The sequence below is a fragment of the Dorea sp. OM07-5 genome (assembly GCF_003481355.1).
Taxonomy (GTDB): domain Bacteria; phylum Bacillota; class Clostridia; order Lachnospirales; family Lachnospiraceae; genus Dorea_D; species Dorea_D hominis.
Genome location: NZ_QUKZ01000007.1, coordinates 42,592 through 60,519, shown reverse-complemented (window position 1 = coordinate 60,519; position 17,928 = coordinate 42,592). Strand labels below are relative to the sequence as shown.

Genomic DNA, 17,928 nt, shown 5'->3' with positions numbered 1-17,928 from the left:
AAAATTCTCAAGAAAAGGAGATAAAGGACATGAAGAGAATGAAAAAAATCATGGCATTAATGCTGGCAGCGATTATGATGATGGCTATGTCTGTCACAGCATTTGCCGCAGAAACAACACATTCACTTACTGTGAATGTAAAAGGTGGGCAGGATCTGAAAGGTCAGACAATCAATCTGTATAAATTATTTGATGTAACAGAGTCAGGAGAAGGACAGAACAAGAACTATGCTTATACTGTAAATACACAGTATAAGGCTACACTGGCAAGTGTATTAAAAATCGCTGAAACTTCTAAAGATGAAGAGTTTGCAGCAGAAGTGACTAAACTTGGAAAAGATAACACTACTGGAGTACAGAAGTTTGCAAATGATTTTACAGCAGAAGCTTTAACTAATAATTTACAAGCAACAAAATCTTCTGATAAAATCGCAGATAGCAGCACAAAATTTACATTTACAGGCTTAGATGCAGGTTACTACTTAGTATATGTAACAGGTGGAAAAGAGATTCAGTCTTCTTTAGTTACAGTAGATGCACCAACAAATACTATAAACTTAAAAACAGAAGCACCAAGCATTACTAAAACAGCAGATAAACAAACAGCTGAAATTGGTCAGGTGGTAAAATATACAGTAAAAGGCGCAATCCCAGATACAACAGGATATGATCAATATCAGTACATTATTCACGATACATTATCTAACGGTCTTGATTTTGTAAACGATGCAACAGGAACAGCTTGTGAAGGAAACAGTGTAAAAGTTACAGTAGCATTTACAGGTGCAACAGCTGCTAGTACAGCACCAACAACAGCAACAATTGCCACAGATAACAGCAAAAAAATGAGTCTTGACCTGTCTGCATGGGTAAAGGCAAACCAGACAAATAAAGGAAAAGAATTCACAGTTACATATTATGCAAAAGTAAATAAAAACGCAGTTGTAACAGAAAAGAACAAGGCTCAGTTAGAGTACGGAAACAAGCCAGGTGATACAACAACTACAACACCAAGTGAAGCAAAGACACCGACATATCCATTAGATATCAAAAAGATTAACAAGAAAACGAGTGACCTGTTAGCAGGCGCAAAATTTAGCTTATATAGAACTGAACAGGATGCTAAAGATAAAACAAATGCTATCACAGTTTCTGGAGGCAACGGAAATTATGTCGTAGATCCAGCATCTTCTACTACAGAATTTGAATCCGTTGAAAATGATCTTGGCGGATATAACCTTCGTGTAAATGGTCTTGAGGCTAAAGACTATTGGTTAGTAGAGACACAGGCTCCAAAAGGATTCAACAAGTTGACAGATCCAATCAAAGTTACAATTACAAAAACTGGCGATGCAGAATGGACTGTTCAGAAAAATAATGCACCAGAAACTGACAAGATTATTGATGTTGAAAACAGCACAGGTTCCCTTCTTCCATCCACTGGTGGACGTGGAGCTATTGTATTTGCTGTAATCGCAGCTCTTCTTGTATTCGGTGTAGCAGTAAGCTTCATCCGTGACAAAAGAAAAGAAGCATAATAATTTTACTAGAGATACAAGATAATATTTAAGGAATGGGCGGTTATCTTCCACGGAAGGTAGCCGCAATTCCAAGTATAACAACAGGGAGAATGGAATGAAGAGTAAGAAGAAAAAAAAGAAGATAACAATAAAAGATATTATTCGTTTGATCGTGCTTTTGGTTGCATTCTCCGTATTGTTATATCCAACGTTTAGTAGTTATTTGAATGAAAAGAATGGTTCCAAAGTTGTATCCTATTATGATGAGGAAAGCGTAAAGTTAAGTAAGGCAGAAAAAGAGCAGATGCTGGAAGATGCGAGAGCATACAATAAGGAAATGCTGGGAAATATTGATTTGATTGATCCATTTTCGCAGGAAGATGTGGAAATAGATGCTCGCTATGAGAGCCTGTTAAACGTAGATGGTTCTGGAATGATGGGATACATTCGTATTCCTAAGATTAATATAGAACTTCCAATCTATCACGGAACAAGTGAAGCTGTGCTACAGGCAGGTGTCGGACATTTATGGGGTACATCTCTTCCAGTAGGTGGAGAAAGTACACATACAGTTCTGACCGGACATAGAGGTCTTCCGACAAAAACACTATTTACCAATATGGATAAACTGGAAGTAGGGGATATTTTTTATATTAAAGTCTTAGATGAAACACTGGCATATCAGATTGATCAGATATTAACGGTTTTGCCACAAGAGACAGATAGCTTGTCCATTGAACCTGGTAAGGATTATGCAACACTTGTTACTTGTACACCATTTGCAATCAACACACATAGACTTTTAGTTCGTGGAGAGAGAATACCTTATGAAGAGGCAACAAAGCAAGAGCCGGATACAAATATAAAACCAGAGTTATCTTTTACTGCTAAAGTGCTGATTGTAACAATTATAGTAATTTTTATAGGGCTGATGATAGCTATAATTTATAGTATACGAGATAGAAAAAGGAGGAAAGTAAGGTGAGAAAGAAGATAAGAAGTATTCACATTATTTTATTCGTTATGCTTTTTCTTGTCGGTAGTTTTATAGATATTTCAGCAATCCATGCTGAAGCAGGAAGCAGAACAGAAAGCATTCAAATTATTTACAAGGGGAGAAATAGCTCAGATAAAGAAGTGACTCTTTCCGGAGCAAAGTTCTCAATATTTCCAATTCAATATATGAAAAATGATGAGCTGATCTGGGAAGATGGTTTTAAAGATTCAGATATATCGTTACAAGATACCAGTGCAGAAGCAAGAGAAAAACAAGCAAAACAATTGTTTGAATTTGCGAAGGAAAATAATATTTCCGGCTTAATGCAAAAAACAGATACTTCGGGACGCACGAGTTTTGGTGAACTGAATGAAGGAATTTACCTGCTTGCACAGAACGGAAATGTAGAAAGTGGTACAGATAAATTTGAATCTGCTCCATTCCTTGTTAATATACCATCTGAAATTAATGGGAGTGTAGAATATAATGTAATGATAGAGCCAAAAGCTGAATGGGTTTCACCAGAAATACCACCGAATAATCCAGATAAGCCAAAGGATCCGACACCTTCAAAACCAGATAAGCCAAATACTATTCAGAAAATAATAAATACGGTAAAAACCGGAGATACAACAAATATAGTTGCATGGTTTTTAATAGCGATTGTTAGTCTTGGTTTGATTATAGGATTCTATAAAAAAAGAAAAATGAAGTAGCTATTATTTAAAGAAAACTGATCCATTACAGTGGAATCAGTTTTCTTGTGTTATACGGTTTAAAACCTTTCAGACATTAATGTTGAAGTGTTGAGCGTTTACATTAATTTGAAAGGACTGGTTGATTATAACTAGGCAGGTTAAATAAAGGTAACTTAAATAAACCAGTAGGTGCTTTTATTGTACACCTCTTTTGCTATTCTATAGCTATCAAAGAAACAAGACATGCCGGAGAGCCGGTCACAATAGCAAGGAGAGTGGCAAATATGAAAGGTTATACAACAGCACAGGGATATATGGGATATGTAGACGGAAGTTATATGTTATTCGCAAGTGAGGACGATTATTTGGAATATGTAGAAGGATAAAAGGAAAGCGTTGAGGAAAATATTATGAATGAGAAACAGATAACAAAATTGATTGGTGCAAGTATTTTTGCAGTGTTATTTCTTTGGGGAGTGTATGTATTTTCCGGATATTACAGCCAGTGGCAGGAAAAGAAAGCGCAGCAGGAGCAGCATACAAGAGAGCAGATGGCAGAACAATATATGTCATCTTATACAGAGAAGCTGCAGAAGACACTTGAAAAAGCCGGACTGGAAGGTGTGGAGGTTTCGTATCAGTATGACAAATATTCGGGATCGACGCCGGAGTATGATGAATATGGTGATTATCCATTTTCGTACAGTGTTGAGTTTACATGTGTGAAGTTGGATGAAATTTATAATGAAAATAAAAGCTATAAAGAAGTCTGTAATTATATGAAGCCGGCATATGATATACTGCAAACATCCCGGGTAGAGCGAAAGTTTCTTAACTACAAAAACGACAGGAATGTGGTTGTGTATACGAACGTCTCTGATAAGATGGACATAAAGACGAAAGCTGGATGGTATATTCTTACGAAAGAGGGAGACGATGAGTACATTTTAACAGATTCAAAGAGACAGCAGTTGTATGCAGATGAGGCAGAAGAAGATGATTATGACGATGCAGATGAGTACGAGGATACAGATGAGAATGATGAAGATGACAGTGACGCGAGCGGCGGTCCTGTTATAAAAGCTGGAGGAAGACTCACGGGAGAATCTGATTCGAAAGACACGTCTGACAGCGATAGTGATACGACGAGTTCTATGAACACACAAAAGAAGAAAAAATATGATCCGTATGACGTGTATGATTATGATGATCCAGACGATTTTGCTGATGAGTGGGCAGACGAATTTGGAGATGGAGATTACGACAATGGGTATGATGATGCATATGATTACTGGGAGGAGAAGAACAGGTAGGGGAATTATTATTTTGTGATAAGTTTTTAATAAATAAAGAGCTTGCATAAAAAAGAAATATATAATATAATCTATTTATGAAAACAAATTTGCTATTTGAACAGAACTAACGGAGAGTAAAAACAGCAGTTATAGCAGTTTTTACTCTCCGTTCTGCTATTGATAAATAAAAAAGAGCTTGCATAGCAAGCTCATCCACACACTGTGGGTCACATCAAAGTGACGATTTGAATAAATTCTTATTTGAACTTATGATGTAAAGTCTAATATGGTACTAAACTTGTCTTTAGTATAGAGAGTATTGGAAATAAAGTCAATATAAAATAAACAATTAATAAAGCAAAAGGAGGAAAACAATGGATGGTAATTACTATTTAGGTCTGGACATGGGTACTAGTTCTTGCGGGTGGAGTGTTACAGATGAAGAATACCATGTTTTAAGAAGACATGGGAAAGCATTATGGGGAGTGCGTCTATTTGAAGGTGCTAAGACAGCAGAAGAAAGGCGTATGCACAGGGCAGGCAGAAGAAGATTGGATAGACGGGGATGGAGAATTAGCATATTGCAAGAGTTATTTGCAGAAGAAATCAGCAAGGTTGATCCGGGATTTTTTCTGAGAATGAAAGAAAGTAAGTATTATCCGGAAGATAAAAGGGATATAAACGGGGAGTGTCCAGAGCTTCCATATGCATTATTTGTTGATCTTGAGTTCACAGATAAAGATTATCATAGAAAGTTTCCAACGATTTACCATTTGAGAAAATGGCTGATGGAGACAAAAGAAGTACCAGATGTTCGATTGGTTTATCTGGCACTGCATCATATGATGAAACACAGGGGACATTTCTTGTTATCGGGAGACATAGAGCAGGTTAAAGAGTTTAAAAATACATTTGAAACATTTATCCAGAATGTTAAGGATGAAGAACTGGACTTTGATTTAGAAATAACAGAAGAGAAAATATCGTATATTGAGGAAGTTTTAAGTAATAAGAATATATTAAAATCAACAAAGAAAAGCAGACTGGTAAAAGAACTTGGTGCCAGGACAAAGTGCGAAAAGGCGGTGATTACTCTTCTGACTGGTGGAACAGCTAAATTGAGTGACATTTTTGCAAATGAAGAGTTGGATGAAAATGAACGACCTAAGATCTCATTTGCTGACAATGGATACGATGAGTATATAGATTCTGTAGAGGCAGAACTTGGAGAACAGTTTTATATTATTGCATCGGCAAAAGCTGTCTATGATTGGTCTGTATTAACAGATATTCTGGATAGATGCACTTCTATTTCCGAAGCAAAGATTAAAGTATATGAAAAACATAAAGCAGACCTTCGCTTATTAAAGGAAGTGGTAAGAGAAAATTTTTCTAAAGATATTTATAAGAAAATATTTGTTGTGTCAGATGCCAAACTTGCCAATTATCCAGCCTACATTGGAATGACGAAAGTGAATGGTAAAAAGACTGCATTGGGAGGGAAGCAATGCAGTCGGGAAGACTTTTTGAAATATCTGAATAAAACAATTGTGGAAAAACTGCCAGAGAGTGAAGAAAAGACATATTTGAAAAATGAAATAGAGACGGATCAATTTTTGCCGAGACAGGTTACAAAAGATAATGGAGTATTGCCATACCAGATTCATAAGTATGAATTACAGAAGATTTTGGATAACCTTAGTGCTCGTATCCCGGTGATTGCTGAAAATAAAGAGAAATTAATACAGCTATTTACTTTCAGAATTCCATATTATGTCGGACCGTTAAATAAAGTAAAAGAAGAAAATGAACAGAAGTATACCTGGGCTGTAAGAAAGAGTGAAGATAAAATTTATCCGTGGAATTTTACGGATATCATAGATGTTGAGGCAAGTGCAGAAAAGTTTATAAAAAGAATGACTAATAAGTGTACATATTTGATTGGCGAGGATGTACTTCCGAAAGATTCATTACTGTATAGTAAATACAGGGTATTGAATGAATTGAATAATGTTCGCTTGGATGGAAAAGAAATATCAGTAGAATTAAAGCAAAAAATCTATGAAGGTGTATTCTGTAAAAGAAGAAAAGTACGTCAAAAAGATTTAAAGAACTTTCTGCTTAGGGAAGGAATTGCAGAAAGAGATGTTGATATTACTGGAATTGATGGAGATTTTAAGGCATCGCTGACGGCTTACCATGATTTTAAAGAAAAATTAAGCGGAATAGATTTAAAACAAAGTGAAAAGGAAGAGATAATACAGAATATTGTATTATTTGGAGATGATAAAAAGCTATTAAAACAAAGATTAGGGAAACTATTTCCAAAGCTGACAGATAAACAGAAAAGCAGCATAGCAGCTTTGTCTTATCATGGCTGGGGAAGATTTTCAAAAAAATTTTTAGAGGAGATAACCATACCAGCGCCGGAAACAGGCGAAGTATGGAATCTTATAACTGCATTATGGGAAACAAATGAAAACCTGAGTCAGTTATTAGGGAAGAAGTATCAATTCAGTGATCAAATCAAAGAGTATAATGAGGAACAAAATAATCCAACATTGTCGTATAAAACTGTAGAGGAACAATATGTATCTCCGGCAGTAAAACGTCAGATATGGCAGACGTTACAAGTGATAAAAGAAATAAAGAAAGTAATGGGAAAAGAGCCGGAGAGAATCTTTGTTGAAATGGCAAGGGAATCGCAGGAGAGTAAACGGACGGAGTCTAGAAAAAAACATTTGATGGATCTCTATAAAGTATGTAAAGAGGAAGAAAAAGAAATATATGAGAAATTAGAAAAACATGAAGAACAACATCTTAGGAAAGATAAATTATTTTTGTATTATACTCAGAGAGGACACTGTATGTATTCTGGAGAACGCATTGAATTTGATGATCTGTGGGATAATACGAAATATGATATTGATCATATATATCCGCAGTCCAAAACAATGGATGATAGTTTAAATAACCGCGTACTTGTAAAAAAGGAATATAATTCTAAGAAATCTGATGATTATCCAATAAGTTCCGATATACAGAAAAAACAAGGTGGATTCTGGAAAAGTTTGTTAGATGGTAATTTTATTACAAAAGAAAAATATGAACGTTTAGTCAGAAAAACAGAACTTACTTCGGATGAACTGGCTGGGTTTATTGAGAGACAGATTGTTGAAACAAGACAGAGTACAAAAGTTGTCGCAGATCTATTAAAAAAAGCTATGCCGGATTCAGAAATTGTGTATGTGAAAGCCAGAAGTGTATCTAAATTCCGACAGGATTACGATTTTGTTAAAGTGCGTGATATGAACGATTTGCATCATGCAAAAGATGCATATTTAAATATTGTAGTAGGAAATGCATATTATACAAAATTTACCAAAAATGCGGTTTGGTTTATAAAAGAAAATCCAGGCAGATCGTATAATTTAGAGAAAATGTTTATCCATGATATTTCCAGAAATGGAAAAGTAGCATGGCAAGCCGGAAATAAAGGAACGATAAAAACTGTACGAAATGTAATGAATAAAAATAATATTCTTGTAACCAGAAGATCTTATGAAGTAAAGGGTGGACTGTTTGACCAGCAGATTATGAAGAAAGGAAAAGGACAGGTTCCAGTTAAAACGAGTGATGAGCGGTTGCACGACATTAATAAATATGGTGGCTATAATAAGGCGGCCGGTGCATATTTCATGCTTGTCAAATCTACAGATGCAAAAGGAAATGAACAAAGGACGATAGAATTTGTTCCGATTTATAAAAAAGATTATATAGAACGGAGTAAAGAAAATGAACTGGAATATTTGCGTGAGATTATGAAAGAACGGAAATTGTCAAAGCCGGTTATTCTGATTAATAAGATCAAAATTGATACTTTATTTAAAGTAGATGGATTTTATATGTGGTTGTCCGGAAGAACAGGAAATCGATTAATTTTTAAAGGCGCAAATGAATTAATATTATCAGATGAAGAAACTAAAATACTGAAAAAGGTCATAAAATTTACAAACCGGAAAATGGAAAATAAAAATGTGGAGCTTACTGCTTTTGATGGTATAAACGAAGTAGAACTTACACATTTGTATGATGTATTTGTGAGTAAATTGCAGAATACAATTTACAAAATCAGACTTGGATTGCAGGCGTCAACCCTAATAGACAATAAAGGGAAGTTTGAAAATCTGAATCTGGAAGATAAATGTACTGTATTATCAGAAATATTACATTTATTCCAGTGTCAGAGTGCAGCAGCAAATTTGAAATTAATTGGAGGGCCGGCAAGTGCGGGAATTTTAGTTATGAATAATAATATTATGAAGTGTAAACAAATTTCCATTATAAATCAATCTGTAACTGGAATATATAAAAAAGAGATTGATTTATTAAAACTATGAGCTGGCGTATAATTGTTATTTCTAAACGGGCAAAACTGGATTTGCAATTGGGATATATGGTTGTACGAAGTGAAGAAGTAACAAAAGTAGTATTAAGTGAAATATCAACAATTCTAATAGAATCAACTGCTGTATCATTGACTACCAGTTTATTGGCAGAATTGACGAGAAGAAAAATCAAAGTAATATTCTGTGATGAGAAGAAGAATCCTTCGTCAGAATTAATCGGCTATTACGGTAGTCATGATACAAGCAACAAAATCCGGAAACAGATTGCATGGAGAAAGAACACAAAGGAGGCAGTATGGACGGAAATAGTAACAGAAAAGATCCGGAAACAGAAAGAATTGTTAGAAATGTTGGGAAAGGAAGAAGCGGAGCTTTTATTATCTTATTTAAAGGAAATAGTCTGGAATGATACAACTAACAGAGAAGGACATGCTGCCAAGGTTTATTTTAATGCATTATTCGGACTGGATTTTACAAGGACAGAAGACAATAATATTAATGCTGCGTTAAATTACGGATATTCTATTATCTTATCAACATTTACAAGAGAAATAGCTGCCAATGGATATATTACACAGTTGGGCTTATTTCATGATAATATGTTTAATCAATTTAATTTAGCGTCTGATTTGATGGAGCCGTTTCGTGTTCTGGTTGATCGTGAAGTAAAACAGATGAAATTGGACAGTTTTGAGCATGATGAGAAAATGCAGTTGGTAAACATTTTGAATCAAGAAGTTTCAATAGATGGAAGAATACAGTATGTAAATAATGCAATAAAGATTTATTGTAAAAGTGTGTTTGATGCTTTGAATGATGATGATAGTTCTCTGGTTCGGTTTTACAGGTTTGAGTTATAGATTTATGCGGGTATTAGTATTTTTTGACCTGCCGGTATTAACAGCAGAGAATAGAAGAGCGTATACCAGATTCCGAAAATTCTTACTTAAAAATGGCTTTCTGATGCTACAGGAATCGGTGTACTGTAAATTAGCATTAAATGGAACTGCAGTTAACACAATTGTAGATAATGTACATAAAAATAAACCAGAGGAAGGGTTGATTCAGCTTCTTACAGTTACAGAAAAGCAATATGCGAAGATGGATATTGTTGTTGGAGATTTAAAGAGTGAGGTTTTAGATACCGATGAAAGGTTAGTGGTTTTGTGAAATTAGTTCATCCGGAATTAAGCAGAGCAATCATTGATGATACTGTTGATTATACAGAATGGATAATTGAGGCAACAGAAAGATTCGCGGCATTTGTATATGAACTGAAGAATCAATGTGACGGAAATGATGGAAGGTATGTACTATCTGATGCCGATATAGAACTGGGAATATCAAAAAATATGGATATTGTATTTGATATTTTCAGCATAGATATCAATAGTAAAAAGATAGTGAATAAATTATATGAGGAAATGCAACAAGTTGCCTATTCTGAAAAATTGTATGTAAAAACGCAAGAGATAGCACAAAGTATACAAAAATATATTTTAGAATTAGAACAGGAAACAGATTATATACTTACATTTACAGAAGATGTTGACTGGATGGCAATATTTAAAGCATTACGGGTACAGCATGAAATAATAGAGGAAGATTATTTTGAAAAACTGATTCGTTATATTAAAGTTGCAACGGTAGTCATGAAGTATAAGATCTTTGTATTTGTAAATCTCCGAAGCTATTTGTCAGATTTGCAAATGCAAAAACTTATCCAAGAAGCAATTCATCAGGAAGTAAAGCTGATATTTGTGGAAAATTATGTAAAAGATTGCATGGAAGGGGGATTAAGGTATATTATAGATAGAGATCAATGTGAAATCTATTAAATGTGTTTGAGTACCTTGTTTTGCGCAAATGATGGCGGTTCATTTTTGAATTTGAGGTTTGAGAATGATGTAAAAACGTATGGTACTGAAACCTCTTTTTTGTTGGCTATAATGCCGGAGGGGTTTGAGAATGATGTAAAAACGTATGGTACTGAAACGATGTGTATCCAAACGCAGTGTTACAAGGTGTTTGAGAATGATGTAAAAACGTATGGTACTGAAACGATGTAATTGCTTATCATCTTCCATCGTGGGTTTGAGAATGATGTAAAAACGTATGGTACTGAAACCCGTTTTGCGGGGGAGAAGATCTGTCAGTGTTTGAGAATGATGTAAAAACGTATGGTACTGAAACTGCTGGCGTACCGGAAGAGAAAGGCCGCCTGTTTGAGAATGATGTAAAAACGTATGGTACTGAAACATGACTGTTGGTGAACGTATTAAACAAGTTGTTTGAGAATGATGTAAAAACGTATGGTACTGAAACTCATTCTGTAATCAATAACCTGATTATCGGTTTGAGAATGATGTAAAAACGTATGGTACTGAAACATATTTTCCAGTTTTCCCCTTGTTTCCATTGTTTGAGAATGATGTAAAAACGTATGGTACTGAAACCATTTAATAAATCTGTCCAGGCAATTCCGTGTTTGAGAATGATGTAAAAACGTATGGTACTGAAACAAACATTTCTGTCTGACCATCTGCAGTCAGGTTTGAGAATGATGTAAAAACGTATGGTACTGAAACTAAATCCATTAGAGGTATTACGTGCGGAAGTTTGAGAATGATGTAAAAACGTATGGTACTGAAACTCTTCAGCCGATACAATACGTTCCGGCATGTTTGAGAATGATGTGAAAATGTATGGTACTGAAACACAGATTCGACAGTTACAATATCCACTGGTGTTTGAAAATGATGTAAAAATGTATGGTACTAAAACTAATAAGTAATCGGTTATAAAAAAAGGAACTTGAAATTGATGTAAAAATATATAAACTATAGCATATATTAAGATCCTCCCCATTAAGTTTGAGAATGATGTAAAAGAATACGGCATTAAATATACAAGTGCACCCAATTTGGGTGCGTGGGTGTTTGAGAAAGATTGTAAAGTTAATGTATATGGAAACTAAAATCAATGTAATCTATTTATATTTGAGAATGATGTAAAAGGTTAAAGGCGGCAAGTTTTTTGCTGTCTTTATTTGTTTTAAAGCTTGCAAAAGCCGCTTTATCGTATACCTATTTTGCTATGCTATAACTATAAAGAAACATAAACGAAAAACGTTTTTTCTATTGATATATTAATTATAAATAATTTCCTGTATAATATTGGAGAGGCAAAATTTGTAAAAACAAATTTAAATTAAAGATAATATATGAGGTGTTAGTTTTGAGCCATGAATTGAAGAGCATTAACGAATTTAATATAGAAAAATATTTAAGAGAAAGCAAGGATAGAGGAGCCAATATTATGACACTTAGACAACAATCCGAGTATATCATCCGTCATGCACTCCACAGCGTTCTCCCGGATGAGGCGGTAAAAGCTGTTCTGACCGGGGATAGATTCCGTTCGGTTGTGGATGATAGTGGAAAACTATATCTTGTTGCAATCGGGAAAGCTGCATGGCAGATGGCGCAGGCGGCAGCAGAAATATTGGATGATCGGCTGGATGGCGGAATCGTTCTGACAAAATATGACCATGTAAAGGGAGAAATCCAGCACGTAGAATGCCTGGAAGCAGGACATCCGGTTCCGGATGAGAATTCGTTTGAAGGGACACAGAAGATTCTTGATATGACAGCAGATCTGAGCCCGGAAGATGTAGTGCTGTTTCTGATTTCCGGTGGTGGATCGGCATTATTTGAGAAGCCGCTTGTATCCGGCAAAGAGTTGGAAGATGTTACAAAGCAGCTTCTTGCCAGTGGCGCAAATATTAAAGAAATGAATACGATACGGAAACGACTGTCGGCGGTAAAAGGCGGTCGATTTGCTCAGCATGTCGCACCGGCGAAGATATTTTCGATTGTGCTCAGTGATATTATCGGCGATCCGCTGGATATGATTGCATCCGGTCCGGCATGTGCGGATCAGAGTACCTGTGAGGAAACACTGGAGATTGCAGACAGGTATGGATTAAAGCTGAATGATTCCATAAAGGAGCTGCTGAAAAAGGAAACGCCGAAAGAATTGCACAATGTCGAGACGGTCATCAGTGGAAGTGTGAGTGCGCTTTGCACAGCTGCAAAGGAGGCTTGTGAGGAACTGGGCTATGAGTCGGTCATTTTAACAGACCGGCTGGACTGCGAAGCGAAAGAAGCAGGGGCGTTTCTCGCATCGATTGCGAAAACACAATGTTGTAATATGCAAGGAAAAAGGTGTGGAGATATTCCGCAGAATATGCAGCAAAATGTGCAGCAGAAGAATACGAATAAGCTTGCATTTATTGCAGGCGGTGAGACGGTTGTACATTTACATGGTACCGGAAAAGGTGGGCGCAATCAGGAGCTGGCGCTGTCGGCGGCAATCGGTTTAGATGGAATGGAAGGCGTAGCACTTTTCAGCATTGGAAGTGACGGAACTGATGGTCCGACGGATGCCGCAGGCGGTTATGTGGATGGAAAGACTTGCGAAATGTTGCGAAAACATAAGACAGATATTTACCACGAGCTTCGTAATAATAATGCGTACGCAACTTTGGAGAAATGTGATGGACTGATAAAAACAGGTCCGACCGGAACGAATGTAAATGATGTTACAGTTTTGCTTATAGAAGAAAGAAATATTTAACATTGCCAGAGTAATTATATAATGAATAAGAGAAGGAAAGGAAAACAATGGATAAAAAAGCACTTTATGAAAGATTTGAATTTCGGAATATAGAACAAGGAGAAGCGGAACAGGCAGCAGAGATTGAACGAATCTGTTTTCCACCAAATGAAGCCTGCTCTGAGAAAAACATGTGTGACAGGGTCAGGGATATTTCGGAACTATTTCTCGTTGCAGTAGATAAGGGAAATGGAAAGATTGCCGGATTTTTGAACGGACTTGCGACAGACGAGCCAAAACTTCGGGATGAATTTTTTACTGACGCCGGTTTACATAACCCGAACGGGAAAAATATTATGCTGCTGGGACTGGATGTTTTGCCGGAATATCGTAGACAAGGACTTGCAAGAGAACTGGTTGCCGTGTATTTGCAGAGAGAACAGGCGAAAGGGCGCAGCGAGATTATTCTTACCTGCCTGGATGCGAAAGTAGAGATGTACGAAAAATTTGGCTTTATTGACCGCGGCATATCTGACTCTGTCTGGGGCGGCGAAGAGTGGCACGAGATGAGTGTAGTTTTGGAAAAATAATAGATTTTTTGAAAATAGCAAAAATTTTGCCGGGGGGTTTAGGATGGAAAATACATTCACGGGGAAAGGGATTAAAATTTGAAATAATATAGGCAGATCATAAAATAATTTATATTATGGTTTTATTTAGATTTAGTGATAAATAAAATCAGGAAAGCAGGTAAAAAATTATGGAATTTAAATATTGCAAATTAGAGATTTTTATTCCGGAAACGAAAATATTGGAACTACAAAAAGCGTTACAGAAAGTGGACGCCGGACATATTGGGAATTATGATTCCTGCATGTCAGTAAGTCAGGTGACAGGATATTGGAGACCGTTAGATGGATGTGATCCGTATATTGGCGAGAATGGAAAAATAAGCAGCGAGCCGGAGGCAAAAGTAGAAGTGACAATCTATGCAGAAGCGGCAGAGCGGACGATTCAGGCAATCAAGGAAGTGCATCCGTATGAAGAACCAGTCATTAACGCAATTCCAATCTGGAAGACGAGCTTTTTATAAAAAATAGTTAGATGTTTTAGTTTCAACATTATATAAGTTATTATAATCAGAATATGTATGGAAGCGTTACAGAGGAATTTTAAGAAAGCGGGGAATAAAAAATGGTACGAATGATAATGCATGATCCGGTGTTTTTGAGTCAGAAATCAGAGCCGGCAACAGAAAAGGACAGACAGATCGCAGTCGATCTGCTGGATACTTTAAAAGCACACGAAGAAGGCTGTGTTGGCATGGCTGCAAATATGATCGGTGAGAAGAAACGAATAATTGCAGTGAATATGGGATTTATGAATGTGGTAATGTTCAATCCGAAAATCATAAAAAAATCAGGGAGATATGACACAGAGGAGGGATGTCTTTCGCTGCCTGGAGTGAGAAGCTGCACAAGATATCAGGAAATAGAAGTGGAATATCAGGATATAAATATGAAGAAACAAAAGCAGAAATATTCTGGCTGGATCGCACAGATCATTCAGCATGAAGTAGACCACTGTGAGGGGATATTGATTTAGTCGAGAAAAACGATCCTGCCCGGAGACAGGATCGTTTCGTGAATTTATCGGATTCAATTATCTGATAAAAATAATTCAATTATTTAATGATACTGCTTATTACTGTGCATTCCATGCAGCAGCGCCGCCTTCAAGGACGATTACTTTATCTTCGCTTACACCGAGTTCTTTCAGATAGTTTACTGCTTTTTCAGCATAATTATTACCTGAGTAGCATTCAACAACATAGAATTTGTTCGGGTTAGCTTTAACAGCTGCGTCAAGGTTTGCCTTGCATGTATCATCTGACAGATCTGTTACTTTTCCGTCAATACTCTCACGAAGTGGTGTAGAGATTGCACCATCGATGTGGCTTGTATTATAAGCAACAGCATCACGAAGGTCAAATACTACGAATGGAGTATTACCGGCATTAAGGTTTGCTTTTAACTGTGCAACAGTCATACCATGTTTGAAGAATTTACCTTTTGTAGAAGTATAAGATTTAACAAGGTAGTTTGCTTCTGTCCAGCCTTTCATTCCGTCTGACAGAGTAACGATGTTTGCACGGTCAACACCGTTTTTGATCAGCATCTCAGTAGCTTTCTGCGCATATCTGTTACCAGAGTAGCAGATGATTGCATATTTCTGATTAGCAGAATCACCTGTGATTGCAGCTTTTGCGTTTGCAAGTGCTGTAGCTTCGTCAGTTCCGTTTACAACACAGTCCATATCAGCGGAAACAGCACCAACGATGTGGCTTGTTGCGTAATCAGCAGCTTTACGTGCATCGATTAATTTGTAAGACTGTGTACTGTCGATGTCAGCTTTTAAGTCGGCAGCAGAAATCTTCACGCTGGATGTCTGGAATCCAGTCCATCCGGCAGCTCCACCTTCGAGAACAATGATTCTGTTCTCACTTACACCGATTTCTTTTAAGTAATTGACAGCTTTGTTTGCATATTTGTTACCAGAATAGCATTCTACAACATAGAATTTATTCGGGTTAGCTGTTACAGCAGCCTGAAGGTTTGCTTTAGACTGCTCGTTAGACAGGTCAGCACCGGTTGTATCACGAAGCGGTGTAGAAACAGCCTGTAAAATATGTCCTGCAGCATAAGCATTTACATCGCGGAGGTCAAATACTACGAAAGGAGTATTGCCTGCATTTAAATTTGCTTCTAACTGAGCAGATTTCATGCCATTTACAAAATCAAATCCACCTGTGGACTTGTAAGATTTAACACAGTAATTCTCATAATCCCATCCACCGGCATCTTTTTTCATTCCACCTGTTAATGTGAAAATATTTTTGTTGCTAATACCAGCTTTGATCATAATCTCAGTAGCTGCCTGTGCATAGCGGCTTCCGGAATTGCATACAACTGCATATTTTGTACCTGCAGGATCATTTTTGATTGCAGCTTCAATATTCTTTGTAGCAGATGCCACATCAGTACCTGATACAGCACCGTCAACGTCAGCAGAAACAGCACCGGCAATATGAGATTCAGCATATTTAGCAGCCTGACGTACATCTAAGATTTTGTATTCCTGTTTTCCGTCGATATCAGCTTTTAAGTCTTCTTTTGAAATATAGTTATATGGAGCTTTGTATCCATCAACAGCGATTGTGATTGTTACAACAGTACCTGCTTTTGGAAGGTTCGCGGAGTTTCCAATCGTAGTTCCACCCATTGCAACATCTTCACTTGCACAGATACCTGCATAACAGCTTGATGTACAGATTTCACATCCGGATGGGATAGCTTTCTGAACAGCACCACTGTTAGCGTATACAATAGTTCCTGTATATGCTGACTTGTCAGCATTTTTAATCGTATCCTGCATTGCAACAGCATCATGTCCTGCCCAGGAAACGCTGATATTCAGTTTAGAATAATTAGCGTTTGTTCCTTTTTTGTCTTTTACGGCGGCAATAGATTCACCATTCGCTAATACAGTTTTTGAATTTGTATTCCATGCAGTTGCTCCGAGAGAATCCAGTGCATTTGCCAGATCAATACGGTCATTCAGACCTGTGAAGATCGGATTTCCCCCAGAAGCTCCAAGATTAGCAGTCACGAGATAATGCATAGTTGGTTTTTTAAATGCAGAAGCATTTAAGATACCTTTTAAAGTAACAGTTCCGGCGTCTTTGTTAACTTTCACCGGCTCAGTTACAGTAATAAGGCATGTAGCTTTCTTGCTTCCACCTTTTTCAGTTGCTGTGATTGTAGCCTGTCCTGCTGCGATACCTTTTACAACACCTTTGGAAGATACAGTAGCAACTTTTGTGTTGCTTGATTTCCATGTAACACCCTGGTTGTAGAATCCTGTAGCTCCTTTTACAGTAGCTTTTAAAGTTGTTGTTTTTCCGGAAGCTACTGTTTTGGAAGTAGTGTTCAGCTTAACAGAAGAAGCTTTCAGATCTTTTACTGTGATCTTGATTGTAGATTTTACTTTCTTGTTCTTCTTGGAAGTAGCAGTGATCTTTACAGTACCTTTTTTCTTACCGGTAACAGTGCCTTTAGAAGATACAGTAGCAATCTTCTTATTGCTTGATTTGTAGGTTACAGATTTGCTTGCTTTAGAAGGTTTTACAGATTTAACAGAAACCTTCACTTTACCCTTGATATCTACTGTTTTCGAAGTAGCTTTGAGGGTAATCTTTGTTGGCTTTTTCGAAGCCGCCTCACTGTTCATGCCTGTAGAAGCTGCCATAGTAAGAACTACAGCAAGTGAGAGCATAAACAGGGAGATTTTTTTGATTGTTGCTTTCATTACAACATTCCTCCTTGTCTTTTC

13 protein-coding genes and 1 CRISPR repeat array are annotated in these 17,928 nt (G+C 36.7%); of the genes, 12 read left to right on the top strand and 1 reads right to left on the bottom strand.

Going from position 1 to position 17,928, the window contains the following annotated elements; genetic code table 11:
- The first annotated feature begins 29 nt into the window (after positions 1-29).
- The 12 genes from DXC04_RS08335 to DXC04_RS08280 all read left to right on the top strand — a co-directional run bounded on the left by DXC04_RS08335 (position 30) and on the right by DXC04_RS08280 (position 15,141).
- The gene (locus DXC04_RS08335; RefSeq protein WP_118660783.1) at positions 30-1,538 is read left to right on the top strand and encodes a SpaH/EbpB family LPXTG-anchored major pilin; all 1,509 of its coding nucleotides are present in this window, start codon (positions 30-32) and stop codon (positions 1,536-1,538) included.
- A gap of 97 nt (positions 1,539-1,635) precedes the next feature.
- Complete coding sequence (locus DXC04_RS08330) at positions 1,636-2,505, top strand: class C sortase (RefSeq protein ID WP_118660781.1); 870 nt, start codon at positions 1,636-1,638, stop codon at positions 2,503-2,505.
- Positions 2,502-3,233 carry a hypothetical protein gene (locus DXC04_RS08325; protein WP_118660779.1) on the top strand — a complete coding sequence of 244 codons (732 nt, stop codon included), beginning with the start codon at positions 2,502-2,504 and terminating at the stop codon, positions 3,231-3,233. Before DXC04_RS08330 ends, DXC04_RS08325 begins: the two co-directional genes overlap by 4 nt.
- Before the next feature lie 392 nt (positions 3,234-3,625).
- The gene (locus DXC04_RS08320; protein WP_118660777.1) at positions 3,626-4,528 is read left to right on the top strand and encodes a hypothetical protein; all 903 of its coding nucleotides are present in this window, start codon (positions 3,626-3,628) and stop codon (positions 4,526-4,528) included.
- A 356-nt stretch (positions 4,529-4,884) separates the two neighbouring features.
- On the top strand, positions 4,885-8,910 hold the full coding sequence (gene cas9, locus DXC04_RS08315; RefSeq protein WP_118660775.1) for a type II CRISPR RNA-guided endonuclease Cas9: 4,026 nt from the start codon (positions 4,885-4,887) through the stop codon (positions 8,908-8,910).
- The gene (gene cas1, locus DXC04_RS08310; protein ID WP_118660773.1) at positions 8,907-9,779 is read left to right on the top strand and encodes a type II CRISPR-associated endonuclease Cas1; all 873 of its coding nucleotides are present in this window, start codon (positions 8,907-8,909) and stop codon (positions 9,777-9,779) included. Before cas9 ends, cas1 begins: the two co-directional genes overlap by 4 nt.
- 4 nt (positions 9,780-9,783) lie before the next feature.
- Positions 9,784-10,089, top strand: a complete 306-nt coding sequence (gene cas2, locus DXC04_RS08305) for a CRISPR-associated endonuclease Cas2 (RefSeq protein WP_118660771.1) — start codon at positions 9,784-9,786, stop codon at positions 10,087-10,089.
- On the top strand, positions 10,086-10,757 hold the full coding sequence (csn2, locus tag DXC04_RS08300; protein ID WP_118660769.1) for a type II-A CRISPR-associated protein Csn2: 672 nt from the start codon (positions 10,086-10,088) through the stop codon (positions 10,755-10,757). Before cas2 ends, csn2 begins: the two co-directional genes overlap by 4 nt.
- A 56-nt stretch (positions 10,758-10,813) precedes the next feature.
- Positions 10,814-11,703: direct repeats of the CRISPR family, unit length 36 nt; unit sequence GTTTGAGAATGATGTAAAAACGTATGGTACTGAAAC.
- Between the two features lie 534 nt (positions 11,704-12,237).
- Positions 12,238-13,557 carry a glycerate kinase type-2 family protein gene (locus DXC04_RS08295; RefSeq protein WP_118660767.1) on the top strand — a complete coding sequence of 440 codons (1,320 nt, stop codon included), beginning with the start codon at positions 12,238-12,240 and terminating at the stop codon, positions 13,555-13,557.
- A 47-nt stretch (positions 13,558-13,604) separates the two neighbouring features.
- Positions 13,605-14,126, top strand: coding sequence for a GNAT family N-acetyltransferase (locus DXC04_RS08290; RefSeq protein ID WP_118519583.1), 522 nt, complete (start codon positions 13,605-13,607; stop codon positions 14,124-14,126).
- Between the two features lie 170 nt (positions 14,127-14,296).
- Positions 14,297-14,629: a divalent cation tolerance protein CutA gene (cutA, locus tag DXC04_RS08285; protein WP_021861221.1), complete on the top strand. Its 333-nt coding sequence runs from the start codon at positions 14,297-14,299 to the stop codon at positions 14,627-14,629.
- Positions 14,630-14,730: 101 nt separating this feature from the next.
- A complete protein-coding gene (locus DXC04_RS08280; protein WP_118660765.1) occupies positions 14,731-15,141 on the top strand; it encodes a peptide deformylase in 411 nt (136 codons plus the stop codon).
- A 99-nt stretch (positions 15,142-15,240) separates the two neighbouring features.
- Here DXC04_RS08280 and DXC04_RS08275 read toward each other — a convergent pair whose 3' ends face one another.
- Positions 15,241-17,904, bottom strand: coding sequence for a rhodanese-like domain-containing protein (locus DXC04_RS08275; protein WP_118660763.1), 2,664 nt, complete (start codon positions 17,902-17,904; stop codon positions 15,241-15,243).
- Positions 17,905-17,928 lie beyond the last annotated feature (24 nt).

What these genes read in the sequence shown, in the direction of transcription:
- DXC04_RS08275 (WP_118660763.1), bottom strand. Translation starts at nt 17,904, where the DNA reads ATGAAAGCAACAATCAAAAAAATCTCCCTGTTTATGCTCTCACTTGCT.
- cas2 (WP_118660771.1), top strand. Translation starts at nt 9,784, where the DNA reads ATGCGGGTATTAGTATTTTTTGACCTGCCGGTATTAACAGCAGAGAAT.
- cutA (WP_021861221.1), top strand. Translation starts at nt 14,297, where the DNA reads ATGGAATTTAAATATTGCAAATTAGAGATTTTTATTCCGGAAACGAAA.
- DXC04_RS08330 (WP_118660781.1), top strand. Translation starts at nt 1,636, where the DNA reads ATGAAGAGTAAGAAGAAAAAAAAGAAGATAACAATAAAAGATATTATT.
- DXC04_RS08335 (WP_118660783.1), top strand. Translation starts at nt 30, where the DNA reads ATGAAGAGAATGAAAAAAATCATGGCATTAATGCTGGCAGCGATTATG.
- DXC04_RS08280 (WP_118660765.1), top strand. Translation starts at nt 14,731, where the DNA reads ATGGTACGAATGATAATGCATGATCCGGTGTTTTTGAGTCAGAAATCA.
- DXC04_RS08290 (WP_118519583.1), top strand. Translation starts at nt 13,605, where the DNA reads ATGGATAAAAAAGCACTTTATGAAAGATTTGAATTTCGGAATATAGAA.
- DXC04_RS08320 (WP_118660777.1), top strand. Translation starts at nt 3,626, where the DNA reads ATGAATGAGAAACAGATAACAAAATTGATTGGTGCAAGTATTTTTGCA.
- DXC04_RS08295 (WP_118660767.1), top strand. Translation starts at nt 12,238, where the DNA reads ATGACACTTAGACAACAATCCGAGTATATCATCCGTCATGCACTCCAC.
- cas1 (WP_118660773.1), top strand. Translation starts at nt 8,907, where the DNA reads ATGAGCTGGCGTATAATTGTTATTTCTAAACGGGCAAAACTGGATTTG.
- cas9 (WP_118660775.1), top strand. Translation starts at nt 4,885, where the DNA reads ATGGATGGTAATTACTATTTAGGTCTGGACATGGGTACTAGTTCTTGC.